The organism is Ruegeria sp. BH8, from assembly GCF_056538065.1.
Map to the genome: position 1 here is coordinate 17,900 of NZ_JBQFSP010000001.1, position 22,025 is coordinate 39,924.

General features: G+C 56.8%; 19 protein-coding genes and 1 tRNA gene. 7 read left to right on the forward strand and 13 right to left on the reverse strand.

Annotation, left to right across the window (positions count from 1 at the left end; genetic code table 11):
- Positions 1-61: 61 nt before the first annotated feature.
- Both ACR0AD_RS00085 and ACR0AD_RS00090 read right to left on the reverse strand, forming a co-directional pair.
- On the reverse strand, positions 62-715 hold the full coding sequence (locus tag ACR0AD_RS00085) for a DUF938 domain-containing protein (protein WP_480486432.1): 654 nt from the start codon (positions 713-715) through the stop codon (positions 62-64).
- Positions 712-1,785: an NAD(P)/FAD-dependent oxidoreductase gene (locus ACR0AD_RS00090; RefSeq protein ID WP_480486431.1), complete on the reverse strand. Its 1,074-nt coding sequence runs from the start codon at positions 1,783-1,785 to the stop codon at positions 712-714. Before ACR0AD_RS00090 ends, ACR0AD_RS00085 begins: the two co-directional genes overlap by 4 nt.
- Positions 1,786-1,947: 162 nt before the next feature.
- On the opposite strand from ACR0AD_RS00090, the gene ACR0AD_RS00095 reads away from it, so the two are divergent.
- On the forward strand, positions 1,948-2,376 hold the full coding sequence (locus ACR0AD_RS00095; RefSeq protein ID WP_267364708.1) for a hypothetical protein: 429 nt from the start codon (positions 1,948-1,950) through the stop codon (positions 2,374-2,376).
- The gene (locus ACR0AD_RS00100) at positions 2,373-3,605 is read left to right on the forward strand and encodes an HlyD family secretion protein (RefSeq protein WP_267364709.1); all 1,233 of its coding nucleotides are present in this window, start codon (positions 2,373-2,375) and stop codon (positions 3,603-3,605) included. Before ACR0AD_RS00095 ends, ACR0AD_RS00100 begins: the two co-directional genes overlap by 4 nt.
- Positions 3,606-3,667: 62 nt before the next feature.
- Here the strand turns inward: ACR0AD_RS00100 and ACR0AD_RS00105 are convergent, their stop codons facing one another.
- The 7 genes from ACR0AD_RS00105 to ACR0AD_RS00135 all read right to left on the reverse strand — a co-directional run bounded on the left by ACR0AD_RS00105 (position 3,668) and on the right by ACR0AD_RS00135 (position 11,529).
- Positions 3,668-4,813, reverse strand: a complete 1,146-nt coding sequence (locus tag ACR0AD_RS00105; protein WP_480486429.1) for an iron-containing alcohol dehydrogenase — start codon at positions 4,811-4,813, stop codon at positions 3,668-3,670.
- Positions 4,814-4,880: 67 nt separating this feature from the next.
- Positions 4,881-6,263, reverse strand: coding sequence for an aldehyde dehydrogenase family protein (locus ACR0AD_RS00110; RefSeq protein ID WP_480486427.1), 1,383 nt, complete (start codon positions 6,261-6,263; stop codon positions 4,881-4,883).
- 94 nt (positions 6,264-6,357) lie between these two features.
- Positions 6,358-7,719 carry a glutamine synthetase family protein gene (locus ACR0AD_RS00115; RefSeq protein WP_480486426.1) on the reverse strand — a complete coding sequence of 454 codons (1,362 nt, stop codon included), beginning with the start codon at positions 7,717-7,719 and terminating at the stop codon, positions 6,358-6,360.
- Between the two features lie 57 nt (positions 7,720-7,776).
- Entirely contained in the window at positions 7,777-8,814 is a 1,038-nt protein-coding gene (locus ACR0AD_RS00120; protein ID WP_209504652.1) for a TRAP transporter substrate-binding protein, read from the reverse strand.
- 57 nt (positions 8,815-8,871) lie between these two features.
- The gene (locus ACR0AD_RS00125; protein ID WP_267367377.1) at positions 8,872-10,197 is read right to left on the reverse strand and encodes a TRAP transporter large permease; all 1,326 of its coding nucleotides are present in this window, start codon (positions 10,195-10,197) and stop codon (positions 8,872-8,874) included.
- Positions 10,197-10,718, reverse strand: coding sequence for a TRAP transporter small permease subunit (locus ACR0AD_RS00130; protein WP_480486424.1), 522 nt, complete (start codon positions 10,716-10,718; stop codon positions 10,197-10,199). Before ACR0AD_RS00130 ends, ACR0AD_RS00125 begins: the two co-directional genes overlap by 1 nt.
- 16 nt (positions 10,719-10,734) lie before the next feature.
- The gene (locus tag ACR0AD_RS00135) at positions 10,735-11,529 is read right to left on the reverse strand and encodes an N-formylglutamate amidohydrolase (RefSeq protein WP_480492630.1); all 795 of its coding nucleotides are present in this window, start codon (positions 11,527-11,529) and stop codon (positions 10,735-10,737) included.
- Positions 11,530-11,623: 94 nt separating this feature from the next.
- Here ACR0AD_RS00135 and ACR0AD_RS00140 point away from each other — a divergent pair, with 94 nt between their 5' ends.
- From ACR0AD_RS00140 to ACR0AD_RS00160, 5 genes are all read left to right on the forward strand, one after another.
- On the forward strand, positions 11,624-12,496 hold the full coding sequence (locus ACR0AD_RS00140; protein ID WP_480482048.1) for a MurR/RpiR family transcriptional regulator: 873 nt from the start codon (positions 11,624-11,626) through the stop codon (positions 12,494-12,496).
- Between the two features lie 103 nt (positions 12,497-12,599).
- Positions 12,600-12,673 (forward strand) — tRNA-Gly (locus ACR0AD_RS00145).
- A 127-nt stretch (positions 12,674-12,800) separates the two neighbouring features.
- Complete coding sequence (locus ACR0AD_RS00150; RefSeq protein WP_480486422.1) at positions 12,801-14,621, forward strand: ABC transporter transmembrane domain-containing protein; 1,821 nt, start codon at positions 12,801-12,803, stop codon at positions 14,619-14,621.
- Between the two features lie 159 nt (positions 14,622-14,780).
- Positions 14,781-16,670, forward strand: a complete 1,890-nt coding sequence (locus ACR0AD_RS00155; RefSeq protein ID WP_480486420.1) for an acyl-CoA synthetase — start codon at positions 14,781-14,783, stop codon at positions 16,668-16,670.
- Between the two features lie 12 nt (positions 16,671-16,682).
- A complete protein-coding gene (locus tag ACR0AD_RS00160; RefSeq protein ID WP_480486418.1) occupies positions 16,683-17,606 on the forward strand; it encodes an alpha/beta hydrolase in 924 nt (307 codons plus the stop codon).
- Between the two features lie 10 nt (positions 17,607-17,616).
- On the opposite strand, the gene ACR0AD_RS00165 is transcribed toward ACR0AD_RS00160, so the two are convergent.
- The 4 genes from ACR0AD_RS00165 to ACR0AD_RS00180 form a co-directional block, all read right to left on the reverse strand.
- Entirely contained in the window at positions 17,617-18,453 is an 837-nt protein-coding gene (locus tag ACR0AD_RS00165; protein WP_480486417.1) for an alkaline phosphatase family protein, read from the reverse strand.
- A 156-nt stretch (positions 18,454-18,609) separates the two neighbouring features.
- The gene (locus tag ACR0AD_RS00170) at positions 18,610-20,247 is read right to left on the reverse strand and encodes an ABC transporter ATP-binding protein (protein ID WP_480486416.1); all 1,638 of its coding nucleotides are present in this window, start codon (positions 20,245-20,247) and stop codon (positions 18,610-18,612) included.
- The gene (locus ACR0AD_RS00175) at positions 20,244-21,059 is read right to left on the reverse strand and encodes an ABC transporter permease (protein ID WP_209504928.1); all 816 of its coding nucleotides are present in this window, start codon (positions 21,057-21,059) and stop codon (positions 20,244-20,246) included. Before ACR0AD_RS00175 ends, ACR0AD_RS00170 begins: the two co-directional genes overlap by 4 nt.
- Positions 21,059-22,015: an ABC transporter permease gene (locus ACR0AD_RS00180; protein WP_209504642.1), complete on the reverse strand. Its 957-nt coding sequence runs from the start codon at positions 22,013-22,015 to the stop codon at positions 21,059-21,061. Before ACR0AD_RS00180 ends, ACR0AD_RS00175 begins: the two co-directional genes overlap by 1 nt.
- Between the last annotated feature and the right edge of the window lie 10 nt (positions 22,016-22,025).

Here is a 22,025-nt window from a genome sequence, read left to right on the forward strand (position 1 = left end):
CCTTTTTCATATAAGATAACGGGAATATGTGCGGGCAGTGGTAATTTGACTTTGATCTCGATCAGTTGGCCGGGCGCTCGGAAACAAATGCAAGTTTATTTGCGGGCATGTCGATGGTTTTCAGCACGCGCAACCCTACGTCCTGAAACAGGCCAAGCATATCTTCGTCATTCTTGTATCCAATGTGTGGATCTTGCCCGATCAGAGCCTCGTGAAACCTTTTGTCCCCGTCGCTTGTCAATTGGCCCGAGCGTTTGAATGGGCCGTACAAAACGAACCTCCCGTTTTCAGTCAGGGACTGAGCGATTTCGGCGAAAATGGTTCTGGTGTCCTGCCAACTGATCAAATGTATCAGGTTGATCAAGACAATCAGGTCCTGCGAAGGAAAGCGGGTATGCCAGCCCGAATTCGTTGCGTCCAGATGTTCGGCGCCTGCCACGTTGGGTAAGGCGCTGGCATAGGCGTCGATGCTATTGCGGCGCTCAGGGTCAGGTTCGGTGGGATGCCACGTCAGATCGGGCAGCAAATCAGCAAATCCACAGACATGCTGACCGGTTCCGCTTGCAATCTCCAGCGCGTGCCCGCGGCGCGGTGCCCAGTCTTGTAGCAACGCACAAAGCGCATCCAAGTTTCGCGTCGCTGCCGGGGCCACCAGTTTTCCATCCTCACCCGCGTTGGCGACACTCGCAGAGGGCGGTAGATTGCGTTTTATCATCTGTCCAACCTGTTTGGGGTCAGCGATTTGACGCTGTCTGGATCCAGCACCGGCGTGTTTCCAACGACCAGATCACACAACAACTGCGAAGCTGCCGGTGCTGTTTGGAAACCATACCCGCCTTGACCCGCAGACCAGATGAACGATGGATCAATCGGGTCAGGCCCAAGCACCAAGGTTCCATCTGGTGCGAAACTGCGCAATCCTGCCCAGTTTGTTTCGACGCGTGTTACTGGTTCGGTCATCAGTTCTTCATAGCGCGCCAGACCTTCGGCCAGCACCATATCGTCGGCATAGGCGTCCTGAGGTGGTACCGGGTCGGCTTCGGCAGGCGAAACAAGCAGCTTGCCCGCGTCCGGTTTGGCGTACCATGTTTCACCCGTGCCCAGCATCATGGGCCATCCGGATACATCATGGCCCCCGGGGGCGGGCAGCCGCGCCATTGATCGGCGGCGAGGAGTGATGCCGATAGGTGGTATCCCGGCAAGCATGGCGATCTCGTCCACCCATGCACCGGTCGCATTCACCAAATTGCGGGCTTCGAAGATTTGCCCGGCCTCGACCAGCCAATGCCGCTCTTTTCGAATACCGGTTACTTTGCTTTTCGTTGCAACGGTTCCTCCGTTCTGGCGAATGGCCCGCGCGAAATCCTGCAACAGGCGATCGGTATCGATGTCAAACGCAGCTTCACTGATAGCCGCGAAACCCACCTTGGCCGGGTTCAGGATCGGAACGCTCGAAACCGCCTGATCGATGGGAATTCTTTCCATGTTCAGATCCTTGCGGTCGGCTTCGAAAACCTCGCTTTGTTCAAACGAACCGATCAACATCAGTCCGCGCCGTGTCAGGTACCCACCGTTCTGTGTGTGCAGGAACGCGGCCCCAGCCGTGTTCAGCGCCACCACGGATGGCGGACCATAGCTTTGCTCAAACAGGGCTGCCGAGCGACCCGACGCGTGATACCCCAAGGCGTCTTCGGCCTCCAAAACCATCACGGTTCCATGTTCCGACAAGCGCGCGCCCGCACTCAACCCGGCAATTCCGCCCCCGATGACGAGGAAATCGATCATTATTTGTGTTCCTTCCGCAGCAGGTTCGCCACAAGTTTTCTGGGTTTCATTTAGCTTTCTGGGTCAAGCACTTGGCATTTCGAAGAATCTCCAAAATATATGCAGCCTTGAATTTGGGCTTCAACCCGTTCAAAGAAGTATCAAAACGAACAGGAGGGCAAGGTGACCGCAGCAGATCTTCATCCAATGGCCACTGGGCACATTCCCCGATACGTCGTCGCAGCTGACGGAAGCGATTACCTTTTTTCGGCTATGGTCGTCTTCTTTGTCATTCTCGTGGTGCTGATCGGTGTTGGGTACCTGACGCTTCATTCGGTTCCGGAAAAAATGGCGCACGAGAACAACCATCCGCAATTTCAGTTGGTGGGCATTCTGGCACTGCTGGCCTTGTTTACACATAACGGGATTTTCTGGATTGCCGCCGTACTGGTCGCAGGGTTTCAGTTTCCGGATTTCGCCTCCCCACTTAGAAACATCGCCGATGCCATTCGTTCTCTTGGAGGTGCAAGTGCTCCGGAACCGGTGCCCGAGGCACCTGTGCCAACCCCTGGCGTTTCAGAAGTCACCGACGTGCAGGAGCAAAACACATGATTGAGACCCTGCTTTGCGCCCTGATCACGGTGCTGCCCGATTATCTGTTCCGCCGGTTTGTTCAGGGCAAACGTATCGGTCACGAGATCACCCTTTTCACCATGTGGTACGAATTGCGCTGGGGTCTTACGACCTGTGCCATTCTGGCGCTGACGGTAATCACCACGCTGTTCTATTTTCACCCAGCCAGTAAAACCGCAGCGTCCTATTTTCGAACCGTGACGATCCTGCCGCAACTTGGCGGTCGCGTTTCGGAAATATTCGTCAAGAATAACGAGTTGGTAACCGCTGGTCAGCCGATTTTCAGGATCGAAGATTTCAGCCAGGCAGCGCAGGTTCAGGCGGCAAATGCACAGATTGCACAGGTTCAGGCCTCGCTGCGCGTGGCTGAAACTGATCTGGCCGAGGCTGATGCCGGTATTGCCGGTGCCAAGGCGGCTTTGGCGCAGTCCTTGGAAGATCTTGAAAGAAATACGACCCTGCGCGACCAAGGTTCAAGCGCTGTCCGACTGACCGAGATTGAGCGGTTGGAAAACCTTGTTGCCGAGCGTGAGGCGCAGGTTGTTGCGGCCGAATCCAGACGTGCGGCAGTTGAACAGCAGATCGAGGAGCTGATCCCCGCGCAACTGGCCAGTGCCATAGCACAGCTGGACGCCGCGCAAACCGAGTTGGACAAAACACTGATTGTCGCCGGTGTTACCGGACGGGTCGAGCAGTTTAGCCTGCAAGTCGGTGATTACGTGAGCCCCTTGTTGCGTCCTGCTGGCATCCTCGTTCCATCGCATACCGGACATGACCGTTTTCAGGCGGCTTTCAACCAGCTGTCTGCTCAGGTGATCAAGCCAGGTATGATCGGTGAGTTGGGCTGCATGACCAAGCCTTTCACCGTTATCCCCACTGTGGTGGTCGAGGTGCAGGATGTCATACCGTCCGGCCAGATCCGTCCATCAGATGAATTGCGGGATGTACAGAACAATACTAATCCCGGATCAATTCTGGTCTTTATGGAGCCGCTGTATAAAGGTATGGCCGATGACATTCCTCCAGGCAGCAACTGTCTGGCCAATGTCTACACCGACAACCATGACCGTCTGGAACACGAGGATTTGGGCTTTTGGCAAGCTGCTTTCCTGCATGTGGTTGACACAATTGGCGTGGTCCATGCGGCAGGTTTGCGTTTGCGCCTGATCCTGATGCCGGTCAACACTCTGGTACTGACCGGGCATTGATCCGGCACCAGTAGAACAGTTCTTAAAGCGCCCGGCAGGTTCCTTGCCGGGCGCTTGCGTTCTTACAGTGCTGCTTTGAACAGCTGTGTCAGGTTTTCTTTGGTCAACTCAATCGGGTTCCCGCCGCATGAAGGGTCGATGATTGCGCCTTCGACGAGGGTTGGGATTGAGGTTTCGGTCACGCCGAGGTCTGCCAGTTTTCGCGGGATACCAAGGCTGTCGTTGAATTCCTGCACAAAGGCGCGGAAGCCATCGAACCCGCCTTTGATGCCCAGATAGGCGGCAGCGTTCTGGAACCGGTCGGCGATGGCGGGGGCGTTAAAGTCCAGCACGGCAGGCATACAGACCGCGTTTGTGGTGCCGTGATGAGTGTTAAAGTGCGCGCCAACCGGGTGGCTCATGGCGTGGATCGCACCCAGTCCCTTCTGGAACGCGGTCGCGCCCATGGCCGCCGCGCTCATCATCTGGGCGCGGGCCTCAATGTCGTTGCCATCTGCGTAGGCGCGCGGCAGATAGTCTTTCACCAAACGCATACCTTCCAGTGCGATGCCCTGGCTCATCGGGTGATAAAGCGGGCTCGAATAGGCTTCGACGCAATGCGCGAAGGCGTCCAGACCGGTGCCTGCGGTGATGAATTTGGGCATCCCAACCGTCAGTTCCGGATCGCAGATCACCACCGTCGGCAGGACCTTGGGGTGGAAGATGATCTTCTTGGCGTGGGTCTCGGAATTGGTGATGACACTGGCACGACCAACCTCGGACCCGGTCCCCGCAGTCGTTGGAACCGCAATGATCGGCGCGATTGCATCCGCGTCGGCGCGGGTCCACCAGTCGCCGATATCCTCAAAGTCCCATACCGGGCGCGTCTGGCCGCACATGAAGGCGACCATCTTGCCCAGATCCAGCCCCGAGCCGCCGCCAAAGGCAATCACACCATCGTGCCCACCGGCCTTGTATGCCGCAACGCCTGCGTCGAGGTTTTTCTCATTTGGGTTTGGGTCCACATCACTGAATAGACCGCGGCCCAGACCAGCCGCCTCCATGATATCCAGCGTCGCCGATGTGATCGGCAGATCGGCCAACCCTTTGTCCGTGACCAGCAGAGGTTTCTTCATCCCGGCTGTGGCACAGGCTGCGGGCAGTTCCTTGATGCGCCCGGCACCAAATTTGATTGCGGTCGGATAGGACCAGTTTCCAACAAGTGACATGTCAGGTTTCCTTTGTGATTTGAGACCTGCTCGGGTGAGGGGGTCAGCCCCGAGCAGGCCGTCGTCCTTAGCCCGTGACCTTCTTCAGGTGGTAGGATTTTGGACGGGTGAGATTGTGATAGCCGATGACCGAAAGACCACCGCCGCGTCCGGTATTCTTGCAACCGGTCCAGCACAGCCCAGGATCCAGATAGTCGGCCCGGTTCATAAAGACGGTGCCGGTCTCGATCTGGTCGCCCACACGCGCCGCTCGGTCCACATCGCGGGTCCAAAGGCTGGCAGTCAGGCCAAATTCGCTGTCATTCATCAGCGCGATGGCCTCGGCATCCGAGGACACTTTCATGATGCCCACCACCGGGCCAAAGCTTTCGTCCCGCATCACCCGCATATCATGGGTGACATTGGTCAGGATCTGTGGCGTGAGATATGCGCCGCCGTCATCCTCGGGGAAGGCTTCAATATGCGCGACCGCACCGGCCTCAACCGCTTCGGCAATCTGCGCGCGCACCTCGTCAGCGAAACGCACATTGGCCATCGGACCAATAGTTGTTTCGGCGTCCAGCGGATTGCCCAGTTTGTAGCCTTTCACGATCTCAACGGCCTTGGCGACAAAGTCATCATACAGGCTTTCGTGAACGTAAATCCGCTCGATCCCACAGCAACACTGGCCCGAATTGAACATCGCGCCGTCGATCAACGTATCGACCGCCGCGTCCAGATCGGCGTCGTCCATGACATAACCCGGATCCTTGCCGCCCAGTTCGGTGCCCACGCCCGTAAAGGTCCCCGCCGCCGCACGCTCCATGGCCTGACCGCCACCGACCGAACCGGTGAAGTTCACAAAATCGAACGCGTTACCCGCGATTAGGTCATTGGTCACGTCGTGGCTGAGGAGCACGTTCTGGAACACGTCTTCGGGCACCCCCGCCGAATGGAACGCCTGCGCCATCCGCTCACCAACCAACAAAGTCTGGGTTGCGTGCTTCAGAACAACCGTGTTGCCCGCGATCAAAGCGGGGGCCACCGTGTTGATCGCCGTCATGTAAGGATAGTTCCAAGGGGCAACTACAAAGACCACCCCATGCGGAATACGTTTGATATAGCGTTTGAAGGTTTCATCCTCGCCCACGGCAATATCGGCCAGTGACGTCTCGGCGATCTTTGCCATATGGCTGGCACGTTCGTTGAAGCCACCAAACTCGCCGCCATAGCGCACCGGGCGGCCCATCATATGCGCGAGTTCCGGAACGATCTCATCATTCATCGCGCCGACAGCCGCGACGCCCGTCATCACCAGATCAATCCGCTCCTGCAACGGACGCGCTGCCCATCCGGCCTGCGCCGCCCGCGCACGGTCAGCAATTTCAAACGCAGCATCCCGAGACAGTACTTCTCGTTCGGCAAATACCGATCCATCGATCGGCGAGACACATTGCAACATCTGCCCCATAGTCACTCCATCTCTAAAGAGAGCAGGATCCCTGCTTCATCTGGCCATAAATATCCCGGGGTGCGCGAGGGGCCGGCCCCTCGCTTCCTCCATCTCAAGCCCGCTCAAACCCGCGGGCAATTTCCCAATCGGTTACCACGCGTTCGAATTCCTCGATTTCGACCTCAGCCGCGCGGGTATAGTGATCGACAACGTCATCGCCCATGGCCGCGCGCAGCATCTGTGACCCGTGCAAAGCGTTGCGTGCATCCTTCAAAGTACCCGGGATCTTTCCCGTCTCTCCCTGATAGACATCGCCTTTGGTCGGCGGCTGCAACTCCAGCCCTTCTTCGATCCCCGCGATCCCGGCCGCCAGCATCCCTGCAATCGCCAGATAAGGGTTCATGTCCGATCCCGGAATACGGCACTCGACCCGTATCGCCTTGGTTCCATCCCCGCACAGGCGGTACCCAGCCGTACGGTTGTCTACCGACCAGATGATCCGCGTCGGCGCAAAGGTGCCCTTCATGAACCGCTTGTAGCTGTTGATGTACGGCGCCATGAAATACGTGTAATCGGCAGCGTATTTCAGCAGACCGGCCATATAGCTTTTCATCAGCGCCGACATGCCCAGTTCATCCCCGGCATCATAGAAGGCAGGTTTGCCATCCGCCCAGAGCGACTGATGCACATGCGACGAGCTGCCAACCCTTTCATGATGCCATTTCGGCAGGAAGGTCGCCGCATGACCCTGCTGCCAGGCGATCTCTTTCACCGCGTTCTTGGCGATCGAGTGATACTCTGCCGTGTCCATCGCAGGCGCGTATTTGATATTCAGTTCTTCCTGTCCGGCCTCGGCTTCACCTTTGGTGTTCTCGACCGGAATACCCGCATCCCACAGGTGGTTCCGGATCGGGCGCATCACATGCTCTTCCTTGGTGGTCTGCAGAATGTGATAGTCTTCGTTATACCCCGAGATCGGCTCCAGATCGCGGAACCCTTCATTGCGGATCGCATCAAAGCTTTTCGCGAACAGGAAGAATTCCAGCTCGGTGGCGCACATCGCCTCATACCCCATCGCCTTCAGGCGGTTCACCTGCTTTTTCAGGATCGAGCGCGGCGCATGTGGCACTTCCTCATGGGTGTGGTGATCCAGCATATCGCACATCACCATCGCGGTGCCCTCCAGCCAGGGCACCGGGCGCAATGTGCTCAGGTCTGGCTTCATCACATAGTCGCCATAACCCCGCTCCCAACTGGTCGAGGCATACCCATCCGGCGTCGCCATCTCGAGATCCGTGGCCAGCAGGTAATTACAGCAATGGGTCTCTTCCCACGCGCCAGCCACAAAATGACCTGCATGAAAACGCTTGCCCATCAACCGACCCTGCATGTCAACCATGCAAACCAATACAGTGTCGATCGCGCCGTCTGCGACAAGCGATTTCAGGGTTTCGAAAGTCAGAGTTGCGGTCATGAAACAAACCTCATGCGTTGAGTAGGGGCGCCGCATGACAGCGCCCCTGTTTTGATATCAATCGAAAGTGTAAGGAGCGCCGGCCTGGTTGATGACCGAGTTGTACTCACGGAAGATGCCAACGATCTTCTGGTGAATTTCGCCTTCCTGTGCGACCTCGTCCCAGAATTCGATAGCGGCATTTTCCACTTCTTTCCATTCTGCCGCCGGAACCTGTCGCAACTGCAGTTTGTCGCCATTCGCGCGTAAGGCCGCTTCGCCGCCCCAATACCACTGGTTACGATAGGTGTGGCCTGCTTCGACACCTGCCATCACAACCGATTTCAGGTGGTCAGGCAACTCGGCCCAGCGTTCCTGGTTTGCAAACCAGGATCCGATCCACGCGCCTGAGATGTTGTTGGTCAGGAAATAGTCGGTCACATTGGCCCAGCCAACAGTGTAATCTTCAGTGATGCCCGACCAGGCCATTCCGTCCAACTCACCGGTTTGTACCGCCACTTCCGCGTCTTCGTAAGGGATATTGACCGGCACAACACCAAACTTGGCCAGGAAACGCCCGGCCGTCGGGAAGGTATAGAGCTTCAGCCCATCCAGGTCGCCAAGGCTCTTGATTTCCTTTTTGGTGTTGAAGTTGCAGGGGTCCTGACCCGCTGCCGACAGCCACGTCACGCCAACCTTCTCATATTCCGAGCGCCAGATATCAGCCAGACCGTACTGGTTGAACAGCACCGGAACGTCCAGAATATGCTTGGTGGCGAAGGGGAAATAACCACCGAACTGACGCAGCGGAGTAGGCGAAGCCATGGAATCGTCGTCTGAATGCACACCGTCAATCGTGCCGCGTTGCAGGGCCTGGAACAGTTCACCTGTCGGAACGATCTGGTCCGCATAGAACAGTTCGATCTCAAGTTCGCCATTGGCATTGGCGTTGATGTAATCGATGGCTGGCTTGGTCACATGTTCGCCCAATGCGCCACCGGCATAGGTCTGGAACCGCCACTTGATGGCGGATTGCGCTTTGACGATCGCAGGAGAGGCCAATGTGGCGGCCCCCGCCAGACCGGCGGAACTTAGAAATCTGCGTCTTGTAGTCATTGTCTTTCTCCTCTGTTTAGTCTTGCTGAACTTCGCCCCTTGCCGGGGTCTTGTGACTTAATTTCCATAGACATAATTCGGCAGCCAAAGCGCGATTTCAGGAAAGATGATGATTATGGCCAAGGCGCAGACCATCACCAGAACAAAAGGAACGATCGAACTGTAGATATCGCGCAGCGATATTTCCGGCGGGGCCATCGCGCGCATCAGGAACAGATTATAGCCGAATGGCGGCGTCATATAAGCGATCTGCGTGGTGATCGTATAAAGCACGCCGTACCAGATAAGATCAAAGCCAAGCGCACCCACCAGCGGAACGTAAAGCGGCGCGACGATAACCAGCATGGCAGTATCGTCCAGAAACGTGCCCATCAGGATAAAGCTGAGCTGCATGAGAACCAGGATCATCCAAGGGGAAAGACCCAGTTTTTCGGTGAACAGGCTTTCGATTGCCTTGACCGCACCCAACCCGTCGAAGACAGCGCCAAAAGCCAGAGCCGCCAGAATGATCCACATGAACATACACGAGATGCCCAGGGTGTGCCGAATTGAATTCTCGAAAACCGTGCGTGTCAGCCGCCCTTTCAGAAAGGCAGCCAGCATGGCCGTAGTGGCGCCGATGGCGGAGGATTCCACCAACGAAGTCCAGCCGTTAACAAAAGGGACCATCATCACCATGAAAATGCCCAAGGGTAACAATCCGGCTTGCAACAGCAGCAGCTTTTCTCGCAACGGAATGTCGCGGTCTTCCGCGGGCAGGACCGGGCCGAGCGACGGGTTGATGCGGCAGCGGATGACAATGTAGATGATGAACATGGCCGCCATCATCAGCCCGGGTATCACTCCGGCAAGCCATAGCTGGCCAACGGGTTGCCGCGCGATCATGGCATAAAGAACCAGAACAACGGATGGTGGCACCAGAATCCCAAGGGATGATCCGGCCTGAATGACGCCGGTCACCATGCGCTTGTCATAGTTCCGGCGCAGCAGTTCCGGCAAGGCGATCGTAGCGCCGATTGCCATTCCTGCAACGGACAGCCCGTTCATTGCCGAGATCAGAACCATCAGCCCGATGGTTCCGACAGCCAGACCACCGGACAAGCCGCCCATCCAGACATGGAACATCTTGTAAAGGTCGTCTGCGATCCGACTTTCGGAAAGGATGTATCCCATGAAGATGAACATGGGCAGTGTCAGCAGCGGGTACCACTTCATGACTTTGATCGCAGCGGCAAAACCCAAGTCGTAGCCGCCCCTATCCCCCCATAGGAACAAGGCCGAAACCACAGCGACACAGCCGATTGCACCAAAGACGCGCTGGCCGGTCAGCATCATAAGCATCATTGATGCGAACATCAGCAAGGCAATCATCTCGTATGACATCAGATTACCTCACGCGGGATATCGTCGCCGCACAGGCGCAAGATATCCTTGAACAACTCGGAAACGGCTTGCAGCAGCATCAGGAAGATACCGATAACCATGATCAGCTTGACCGGCCACAGGTAGGGCCGCCAGATCGTCGCGCTGCGCTCACCGCCATATTGGAAAGAATACATCAGGCTGTCCCATCCACCCCACAGCAAGATGAGCAGATAAATGATCAGGAATACGATTGTGAAGGCATCCGTCCAGGCCTTGCGGCGATGAGACCATTCGCCATAAAGCAGGTCCATTCGCACGTTTGACCCCATCTGGATCGAATAAGGGCCACCAAGCATATAGTAGGCCACCATGGCGAACTGAGCCATCTCGAGTGTCCAGAGCGACGGTACGAAAAAGGTTTTCGAGACCGAAGACCAGAACAGAATACCCATCATGACGAATATGCCGTACATGACGACGCGCCCGATCCAGCGGTTCGTTCGATCAATGACCGCCACGTAGCCCCGCAAGAACTTCATCTCGATACCTCAACTCTCATTGTTTCGCCTCTGTGTGCGAATACGCATCAATTACCGTTTGCAGGATCGGCGTCAGGATCCCGGCAATGCGGTCGACTCCCGTTGGAGTGTCGATGAGATCGTTTCGAACCTCGACCATGACATTCGGAAGCCCCCGACTGATCGCATGTTCCTGCAATGTATGCGTGACGCCATCCGTGGCAGAGTAAGGTTCGTTCAACGCGGCTTTCAGACCCGAGCCCTTGGCACAGCGCAGCATAAGTTGGGCCGCCCTGTCGTCTTCGTCATGAAGAATGCCCAGTTCGACTGATCGGGTCTTTCCATTGTAGACGGGCGTGAAGCTGTGCATCGTGACTACGACAGGCGGCCGCTCCCGTGCGTCCAGAGTAGACGACAACAGTTGTTTGAACGGCTCATAAACCTCGCGGATCCTTTGGGCACGTTGAGCGTCCGTCAGGCTTTCGTTGCCGGGGATGGAAAACACTTCGCTTACCTGCGGCATTGCATCTGCACGTTCAGGTGAGCGGTTGCAGTCGTAAACAAGTCGGCTGATGCAGGAATGAACCAGCGGCGCGTCCAAGGCCTTCGTCAGTTCGACCGAAAGCGCCAATGCGCCAATATCCCATGCTGCATGAGACAATGCTGCGTCCTCAGTCAGGCCCAATCCGTTCAATGACGCTGGGATGAATCGGCTAGCATGTTCGCATACCAAAACGCACTGCGCCCGGCCGTTGGCATTCTGCGCGCGGGCTGCTGGAGCTTCGGTTGGTAGTAGCATTGGTGTCTCGGAATCGTGGTGCATAAGAAGCATTTGTTACAGCAACCTCAGACCTGTCAAGAAAATTACTGTAGACAAAATTACAAACAATCATATCCTGTAAAAAATTTGAGAAATGAAGGTGCCGATGGCCACCGTTGCGAAACTTGTCAAACAGCGGATACAGGAAGAGCTTGACGATCTGACACGGTCAGAACGGCAGCTGGCCTCGGTACTTTTGCAGGATTATCCAATGACCGGCTTGCAATCGATCACCAAGCTGGCCGCTGCCGCGCAGGTCTCGACCCCGACGGTCATACGTATGGCACGCAAGCTGGGTTTCGACGGTTTTCCCGCCCTGCAGGACGCCCTGCGAGAAGAGGTGGCGGCACAGATCAAAAAGCCGATCTCGAAACGGGATGCCTGGGTTGTGGATGACGCGGCGGAGCATCCCACAACGCGGTTTGCGCAGGCTGTTTGGACAAATATGCGCCACACGCTGGAACGTCTGGACAAAGAGATGTTCGACACCGTTGCCCAGCTTCTGGCAAATACGGATCGCCATCTTTACGTCGTGGGCGGGCGTATCACGCGTTCAAATGCGGACTATCTGTTCAATCACATGCAGATTATTCGACCCAATGTGACGATGCTGGGCAATTCGGCAAACGTTTGGCCGCAGTACCTGCTTGATATGGATGAAACCTCGGTTCTGGTGATTTTTGATATCCGCCGATACGAGGCCTATCTCGAGAAATTGGCGCAGGTCGCATCAAGCCGCGGTGTGACGGTTATCCTGTTCACCGACCAATGGGGATCACCGATAGGCAAGACCGCCAACTACACCTTTCACGCACTGGTCGAGGCGCCATCCAGCTGGGATTCAACAATAGCGCTACAGCTGATATCGGAGACCCTGATCGCTGAAGTGCAAGAGGCACGGTGGGAAGAAAGCAAGGAACGCATCGAGGAACTTGAGCGGTTTTTCTCCTCGACGCGGATATTCCGCAGTCACGATTGAAGGCCGTACATCCACCGGGAAATATCACGGTTTTGGTCGCGCGAATTTTCACACTTCCCGCTTGACGCGCCCCGGCGCATGACTTAACCAGCGCAAACCATTTGCGGGTATAGCTTAATGGTAAAGCCCCTGCCTTCCAAGCAGGCTATGTCGGTTCGATTCCGTCTACCCGCTCCAATCCCCACTGATTTCTGCGTCAAATGGCCCTTATGGTTGGCTGTTTCTGGCAGGAATGCTTGACCGGAACGGCGGCTGGGGCCAAGAAAGCGTTCACTTTGTAGCGTTCAATACACAAGGGCCGGACATGGCAAGACAGACCGCCAATAAACCAGCACAATCAGCGGCTCCTGGCGCTAGCGAAGAGCGGGCCCGCTCAAGGAAGATCGGGGTGCTGCGGTCGCTCTGGCCTTTCATGAAACCCTACAGGCTATTGATGATCGGGGCGACACTGGCGCTGATCCTGACAGCCAGCATGACGCTGACCCTGCCATTGGCCGTGCGACGCGTTGTCGACAATTTCCGCATTCAGGACGGTGAATTGCTGGACTGGTACTTTTTGGCAGCGTTGGGCATTGCCGCTGTTCTGGCTGCGGGAACCGGCATCAGATATGCGTTGGTCACACGGTTGGGGGAACGTGTGGTTGCTGACATCCGCAAGGCTGTATTTGATCGTGTGATCGGCATGAGCCCCGAATTCTACGAACGCATCATGACCGGTGAAGTGTTGAGCAGGATCACCACCGACACGACACTCATCCAATCGGTTCTTGGCTCATCCGTTTCCATCGCGCTGCGCAATATGCTGATGTTTATCGGCGGGCTGGTTCTGATGCTGTTGACCTCGGCCAAGCTGACCGGGCTTGTCTTGCTGCTTATCCCCGTGGTGGTGGTGCCGATATTGATTCTGGGTCGGCGTTTGCGCGTTATCAGCCGTGAAAACCAGGATTGGATCGCTGCGTCATCCGGAAACGCGGGCGAGGCATTGGGGGCGGTGCAGACCGTGCAGGCCTTTACCCACGAACAGGCCAGCCGCCAGCAATTCGATGAGATGACCGAGATGTCCTACACCGTTTCGCTGCGTCGGATTCAGACGCGTGCGGTGCTGACGGTGATTGTGATATTTCTGGTATTTTCAGGCATCGTTGGCGTTCTGTGGATGGGTGCAAATGACGTACGCAACGGTGTGATGACCGAGGGCGTTCTGATTCAATTCGTGATCTACTCGATTATAATGGCGGGTTCAGTCGCGGCCTTGTCCGAGATTTGGAGCGAGCTTCAGCGCGCCGCCGGAGCCACCGAGCGACTTGTTGAGTTGCTGAATGCCGAAGATACGGTTTCGGACCCGGCCAAACCCGCTCCTTTGCCAAAGGACGTCCGGGGCGAAATCCGGTTCGAAGATGTCAGTTTTCGCTATCCAGCGCGCCCCGATACAATCGCGCTGGATCACTTGTCGCTTCAGGTAAACCCGGGCGAGACCGTTGCCTTTGTCGGACCGTCAGGGGCGGGCAAGACGACGATCATTCAATTGATTCAACGGTTCTATGACCCAAATTCGGGCCGGGTGATGTTGGATGGCCATGATCTGCGGGAACTGGATCGCACAGATTTCCGAAAGTACATGTCATTGGTGCCGCAGGATCCAGTGATCTTTGCCGCCTCAGCCCGCGAAAACATTCGTTTCGGTCGTCTGGACGCAACGGATGCCGAAGTAGAAGCCGCAGCCCGTGCCGCCATCGCACATGATTTCATTGCCGTATTGCCCGATGGGTATGACAGTTTTGTCGGCGAACGCGGTGTCATGCTGTCGGGTGGGCAAAAACAGCGTATCGCAATCGCCCGCGCCATTTTACGCGACGCACCCGTGCTGCTGCTGGACGAGGCGACCTCGGCTCTTGATGCGGAGAGTGAACGTGCGGTGCAGGGCGCAGTGGATCAGATGCGTGCCGGCCGCACGACCCTGATTGTTGCGCACAGATTGGCGACTGTAAAGAAAGCCGACCGTATTGTCGTGCTGGAAGAAGGCCGTATCGTGGCGCAGGGCAGCCATGATGATCTGGTGTCCCAAGATGGGCTATATGCGCGCCTTGCACGACTGCAGTTCACAGATGGCGTTGCGGCAGAATAGGAGTGACGCGCGGGCATTTGTGAATTCGCCGTAGCGTCATTCTACATTTTACCCCCTTTGAAGGCTAAGGCCTCGCTTGCGCGAGGGTTGTTTTGCTTCCATCTTGGTTGCGAACAACAAGCTCGTGCAAAAACACGGGAGAAAAACGGGAGGAACCACATGGCCTTTGTGGGATTGGAAGACAAGACGCGCATGGAACAGGAAATGTCGTGGGAGGATCGGGATCTGCCTGTCACCTTCCATCAGCTCCTGTCGCGCACGGCGGGGAAGTTCCCGAACCACAATGCCATCAGTTTTCAGCTTTTTTCTGGCCCCAATGACAAAGCCGAAACCCTGACCTGGTCTGAACTTCTGGGCAAGGTCAATCAGGCGGCAAACCTGTTTCGTTCGCTGGGTGTGGGTGAAAAAGACGTGGTGGCCTATGTGCTGCCAAACTGTAACGAAACACTGATTACCATGATGGGCGGTGCAGTTGCGGGCATTGTGAACCCGATCAATCCGCTGCTGGAGCCCGAGCAGATTGCGGCGATCCTGCGTGAGACAGGCGCCAAAGTGGTTGTTACGCTAAAGTCTTTCCCGAAAACGGATGTTGCCCAGAAGGTGGAAGAGGCGGTGCGCCACGCGCCCAAGGTCAACACCATTCTGGAAATTGACCTGAACCGGTACCTGACGCCACCCAAATCGTGGCTGGTTCCCTTCCTGCGCCCCAAGATGGGCGAAAAGGAAAAACTGGCACATGCGGACTACAAGAGTTTCAACAAGGAACTTGCCAAGCAACCAACGACGCTGACATTCGAGGACAGCAAGGATGATCGCGTTGCTTGTTTCTTCCACACCGGTGGGACCACCGGGATGCCCAAGGTGGCGCAACACAAATACTCGGGCCTGATCTACAACGGCTGGCTGGGCAACACGCTGTTGTTTGACGAGAATGACGTCATCATGTGCCCGCTGCCGATGTTCCACGTCTTTGCAGTGCATGTGATCGTGATGGCCGCCGTTTCGTCAGGTGCGCATGTGATATTCCCGACACCTGCAGGTTATCGCGGTGACGGTGTGTTCGACAATTTCTGGAAGCTGATCGAGCGCTGGAAGGTGAGCTTTATCATCACTGTTCCAACCGCGATTTCAGCCAAGATGCAACGCCCGGTGGATGCAGACATCTCAAGCGTGAAAACCGCCTTTTCGGGTTCAGCGCCACTGCCGGTGGAGTTGTTCCGTCGCTTCGAAGAGGCGACGGGCGTCACCATCGTCGAAGGCTACGGCTTGACCGAGGCCACCTGTCTGGTCTCATGCAACCCCGTGGATGGCGAGAAAAAGATCGGTTCGATCGGTATTCCGTTCCCCTATACGGATGTCAAAATCCTGCTGGATGGGCCGGATGGGCCGACAGAGTGCGGTACTGATCAGATTGGTGAGATCTGCATCTCGAACCCCGGTGTGTACGCAGGCAACACGTATACTGAGGCCGACAAGAACATTGGTCTTTATCACTTTGACAAATACCTGCGTACGGGCGATCTGGGGCGGTTTGACGAAGACGGCTACCTTTGGATCACTGGTCGCGCCAAGGACCTGATCATTCGCGGTGGTCACAATATCGATCCTGCCGAAATCGAAGAGGCGCTCCTGGGTCACAATGCGGTTGCCTTCGCGGGGGCGATCGGCCAGCCGGACGCGCATTCGGGCGAAGTGCCCTGCGCCTATGTCGAATTGGTCGATGGGGCGTCGGTCACTGAAAGTGAGCTGCTGGAATATTGTAAGGTTCACGTGCATGAGCGTGCCGCGCAACCCAAGCATATCACCATTCTTGACGAGTTGCCGAAAACTGCGGTTGGCAAGGTGTTCAAGCCGGACCTGCGCAAACAGGCCATCACCCGCATATACAATGGCGCTCTTGAAGCTGCGGGCCTCGCTTCGCGGGTTGTTCTGGTGATCGACGATAAGAAGCGTGGCCTTGTCGCGCAGCTTGACGCGAACGGATCTTCGGAAGACGATGTCGCGAAAGTCCTGGGCGCATATACCCGGCCCTGGGAGTGGTCCGAATAAGTTGGAGGAACAATGGACTATGAACGCCTGATCGACGAAGAAACCTGGGCGTTCATACGCCGCACGGCTGAAAGCTATCCCGATGATGCGGTCGATTTGTCCATCGAGGACCAGCGTCGCGTCTATGACGCGATGTGCAAGAAATTTCGCCAACCGCGCCCTGCCGGTGTCGAAACTCAGGACCTGTTCGCCGATGGGGTGCCGGTCCGCCATTATACATCCGGGCAACCGACCCGAACGATCGTCTATTTCCACGGCGGCGGGTTTGTTGTTGGCGGGCTGGACAGCCATGATGATGTCTGTGCCGAGTTCTGTGCCCAAACGGGATACCGCGTCGTTTCAGTTGACTACAGGCTGTGCCCTGAACATGTGCATCCGGCGCAGTTCCGGGATTGCTGGACGGCTGTGAAATGGGCGGCGGCTGAGTATGGCGACCCGCTTGTTCTGGCCGGGGATAGTGCAGGTGGAAATCTGGCAGCAGCTATCGCCCACCATGCGCGCGGGCGGCTGGACAATATACTGGGGCAGGTGCTGATCTACCCCGGTTTTGGCGGAGACCAATCGCGCGGTTCATATCTTGAGCACGCCCATGCTCCTTTACTGACACTGGACGATATTAAATTCTACGAAACCGTCCGATACGCAGGTACCCCGCCTCAGGGCGATCCGACTTACGCGCCCTTACAGGACAATGATTTCTCGGAACTGCCGCCTACTGTTGTGATTACCGCTGATTGTGATCCGCTCCGTGATGACGGGAAGGACTATTGCGAGCGGATCAGCGCAGCTGGTGGTCTGGCCCATTGGATCAACGAACCTGGCCTTGTCCATGGGTACCTGCGCGCGCGAACCTCGGTAATGCGCGCTGCAGACAGTTTCGAACGGATTTCGATCGCAATCGAAGCGCTTGGGCAAGAAATCTGGCCCTACGACTGACGCCAGCCAGTTACTTCAGGAAAGGCTTAGCCTTCATCGTCTCTGCGAGGGGCGCACCCAAACGGTTCAGAATGGTCGGGGCCAATTGGACCTGGTCTATCACGGTTTCAGCGTCAGGCCCGTCGGCATCGCCGAAGTAATAAAGCGCGGTTTCCTGTTGCAGTGGGCTGCGCCCACCGTGGTGTCCGCGCTCGTCCTGACCGTGATCGGCGGTGACGATCACCTCATACCCTAGTTGGCGCCAGCGTGGGATGAACGGGGCCAGCATCTCGTCTGCAACAAAACAGGCATGATCCATTTCCTCGCAGTCGTGATAGAAACGGTGACCCATGCTGTCCAGTGTGCAGGTGTGCAGGATTCCATAGTCCAACCCAAAGCGCAGACACAGATTGGTCAGGGTCGCAAATAGATCGACGTCGGACGGGGTCATCTGATTGTCTTTGCCGTAACCGGTCATGCTGTGAAAGCGACCGTGATTGATGGTCTGGCTCTCTGGCTCGTCATATTCGACGTCCCGCACATAGTCGAACGGGTGACGGTTGAAGAACTGCGACCAAAAACTGTGCGTTACTGCCCCAGTCACGCCGCCGGCCTCACGTACCTGGCTAAAGATATCCTTGTGGCTCAGGCGAAAAACGTTGCCGTTTCCGGTGCAGCCGTGTTCTTGCGGGGTTACGCCCGTATGGATCGATGAATAGCAACTGGCCGAAGTTGAAGGCAGCACCGCGCGGTGCTTCCACACCCGAGCTTCGCCGCTGTCGACCCAGCCTTCGAGGTTGCCGAACAGGCGGCGGAAATTCCGGTATGGTACTCCGTCAAGGATGATCAATAGTAGTTTACGGTCCATGGTTCGGCCTTTTGATCTGAGTATTTCATGGGGACGATACGCGAGTTGAAACCACGCGCCTGTCAAATCGCGTCCCAAATAATAAATTCCCGACGTCAGCCAAGATGCAAAACGCCGGGAATCCATTTCTTCAAAGTGATGTTACAGGCGCAGAGATCAGTTCCCCGCGCTTTCCATTTTGCGATGGGCAACGACCTCTTCCAGCCAACCCAGATGCATCTCGGGCACCGAGCTCAGCAGCAGGTCTGTATAGTCGTCGAATGGCGGGCTGAGCACCTGGCTCTTTGGGCCATAGCGCGCCACGCGTCCCTGATACATCACCGCAATGCTGTCGCTGATCGCCCGAACCGTCGCCAGATCGTGGGTGATAAACAGGTAGGCCACATCCTCGATCTTCTGCAAATCCAGCAGCAGCTTGAGGATACCGTCCGCCACAAGCGGGTCGAGTGCCGATGTCACCTCGTCGCAGATGATCATCTTGGGCTTGGCCGCCAAAGACCGCGCGATACACACGCGTTGCTTCTGGCCACCGGACAACTCGGCTGGGTAACGGTCGATGAACTTCTCGCCCAACTCGATCTCGTCCAGCAACTCGACAACCCGTTTGCGTTTTTCGGCACCGCGCATGTTGAAGTAGAACTCCAGCGGGCGCCCGATGATCGTGCCGACGGTCTGGCGCGGGTTCATTGCCACGTCAGCCATCTGATAGATCATCTGCAACTCGCGCAGGTCCTCGCGGGATCGTCCGGCAAGATCAGGCGAAAGTTTGCGTCCGGCAAACGTAATCTCGCCATCGCGCGGCGGCAACAGGCCGGTGATCACCCGGGCGAGTGTCGACTTACCAGAACCGGATTCGCCCACAACTGCCAGCGTCTGCCCCGGATGAAGCTCGACATTGACGTTGTGCAGCACGTCGAAATTCAACCCCTTGTAACGTGCGGTGATACCGTCAACGCTCAACAGTGGTTCCGCTGTGGGCTGTTTTTCTTCGTGCTCGATCGAACGGACCGAGACCAGAGCTTGCGTGTACTCTTCCTGCGGGTTGTTGATGATCTGATCGGTTGACCCGTATTCAACCGTATTTCCCATCCGCAGAACCATGATTTCGTCGCTGACCTGCGCCACGACCGCAAGGTCGTGCGTGATGTAAAGAGCAGCAACACCGGTATCGCGAATGGCTTCTTTGATCGCCATCAGCACGTCGATCTGCGTGGTCACATCCAGCGCCGTGGTGGGTTCATCGAACACCACCAGATCGGGTTCAGGGCACAGCGCCAGCGCCGTCATGCATCGCTGCAACTGTCCGCCTGAAACCTGGTGCGGGTAGCGGTCACCGATATTATCCGGGTCGGGTAGACCTAGTTTGGCGAACAGTTCCCGCGCGCGGCCTTCGGCCTCTTTTCGCGAAAACTTCTTGTGCTCGACCGCAGCTTCTACAACCTGATCCATGATCTTCTTGGCCGGATTGAACGACGCGGCAGCGGATTGCGACACATACGCAACCTCACCCCCGCGCAGATTGCGGATATCGCCATGGGATGATTTCAGGATATCGCGCCCATTTACCCAAACCTCGCCGCCGGTGATTTCAACACCACCCCGGCCATAGGCCATGGAAGCGAGGCCGATGGTGGATTTCCCGGCACCGGATTCTCCGATCAGCCCCAGCACCTTGCCGCGTTCGAGGTCAAAACTGACCCCGTGCACGATTTCGATGTCATGGGGTTTCTCACCCGGTGGGTAAACGGTCGCACCGATCTTGAGGTCACGGACCTTGAGAAGGGTATCACTCATCCCCGACCTCCTTTCAGCGATGTGGTTCGGTTCAGGATCCAGTCAGCCACAAGGTTGACCGAAATCGCGAGCGTCGCGATGGCCACGGCGGGGTAGAGCGCTGCGCCAATGCCATACACGATGCCGTCCTTGTTTTCCTTCACGATGCCGCCCCAGTCGGCCAGCGGTGGCTGAACGCCCAGCCCCAGAAACGAAAGGGTCGAGATGAAGAGAACCATAAAGATGAACCGCAGCCCAAACTCGGCCACTAGCGGTGACAGGGCGTTTGGCAGGATTTCGCGGAAGATGATCCAGGCACGGCCCTCGCCGCGCAATTTGGCCGCCTCGACATAATCCATCACGTTGATGTCGACAGCAACCGACCGCGACAGGCGATACGGGCGGGTCGCGTCCAGAAGCCCCATCACCAGGATCAGGATCGGAACCGTCACCGGGACGATGGCCAGAATGACCAGCGCCAGGATCAGCGTCGGGATCGACATGACCAGATCAACTGCCCGGCTGAGCACCTGATCGGCCCAACCGCCCAGAACCGCAGCCAGCAAACCCAGCGACGTGCCGGTTACAAAGCTGAGGATCGTAGCCGCAGCAGCAATGAAGATGGTGGTGCGCCCGCCATAGATCATGCGTGTCAGTAGATCCCGACCGATATTGTCGGTGCCCAACAGGTGTTCGGCGCTTGATGGCTCCCACACATCGCCAACCACTTCGGCCATACCGTATGGTGCAATCAAAGGTGCGGCCAAGGCGACAAAGAAATAGAGACCTGTGAAAAACAGACCGATCATCGCCGAAATTGGAATATTCTTCATCATTTCGGATGCCTCAGTCTTGGGTTGGCCAGGATCGATACGATATCGGCCACCATGTTCAGCCCGATATAGACGGCGGCAAAGACCACACCACACGCCAGCACGACCGGCACGTCACGCTTGGTCACCGAGTCCACCAGGTATTGTCCCATGCCGGGATAAACGAACACCACTTCGACTACGACAACACCCACAACCAGATAGGCCAGGTTTAGCATCACCACGTTTACAATGGGTGAGATCGCGTTCGGAAAGGCATGTCGCGCAATGACCTGAAAGTTCGACAACCCCTTTAGTTCCGCCGTTTCGATATAGGCCGACTGCATCAGGTTGAGGATCGCTGCGCGGGTCATGCGCATCATCTGCGCCAGAACCACCAGTGTTAGCACGAATGCGGGCAACGCGATCGCATTGAGTTTTTGCCCAAATGACATCGAGTCATTGATCATCGCAAGCGAGGAAAACCAGCCCAGCTTTACCGAGACATAGTAGATCACCACATAACCGATCAGAAATTCGGGGATCGAAACCGTTGTCAATGTGATGGCAGAGATCAGCTTGTCTGGCCAGCGGTTGCGGTAGCGGACTGCCAGCAGGCCCAGAAAGATGGCAAGGGGAACCGAAACCACGGCCGCGGCGCATGCCAGAAACAATGTGTTGCCCAACCGTTTGCCAATGCTTTCAGCAATGTCGAGCTTGTTGGTCAGGGACTGACCCAGATCACCCTGAACGATACCGCCCAGCCATTCGAAATAGCGGGTCAGGGCAGGCCGGTTCAGGCCCATTTCTTCGCGAAGGTTTGCAAGGGCCTCTGGGGTTGCGGACTGCCCCAGGACGGCTTGCGCTGCGTCTCCGGGAAGGGCTTCGGTCAGGCCAAAAATCAGAGCCGAAGCGCCAAACAGCAATAGGAGTCCCAGCGCAAGGCGCTGGGAAACCAGTTTGATGATAGGATGCATGATCCGTGGC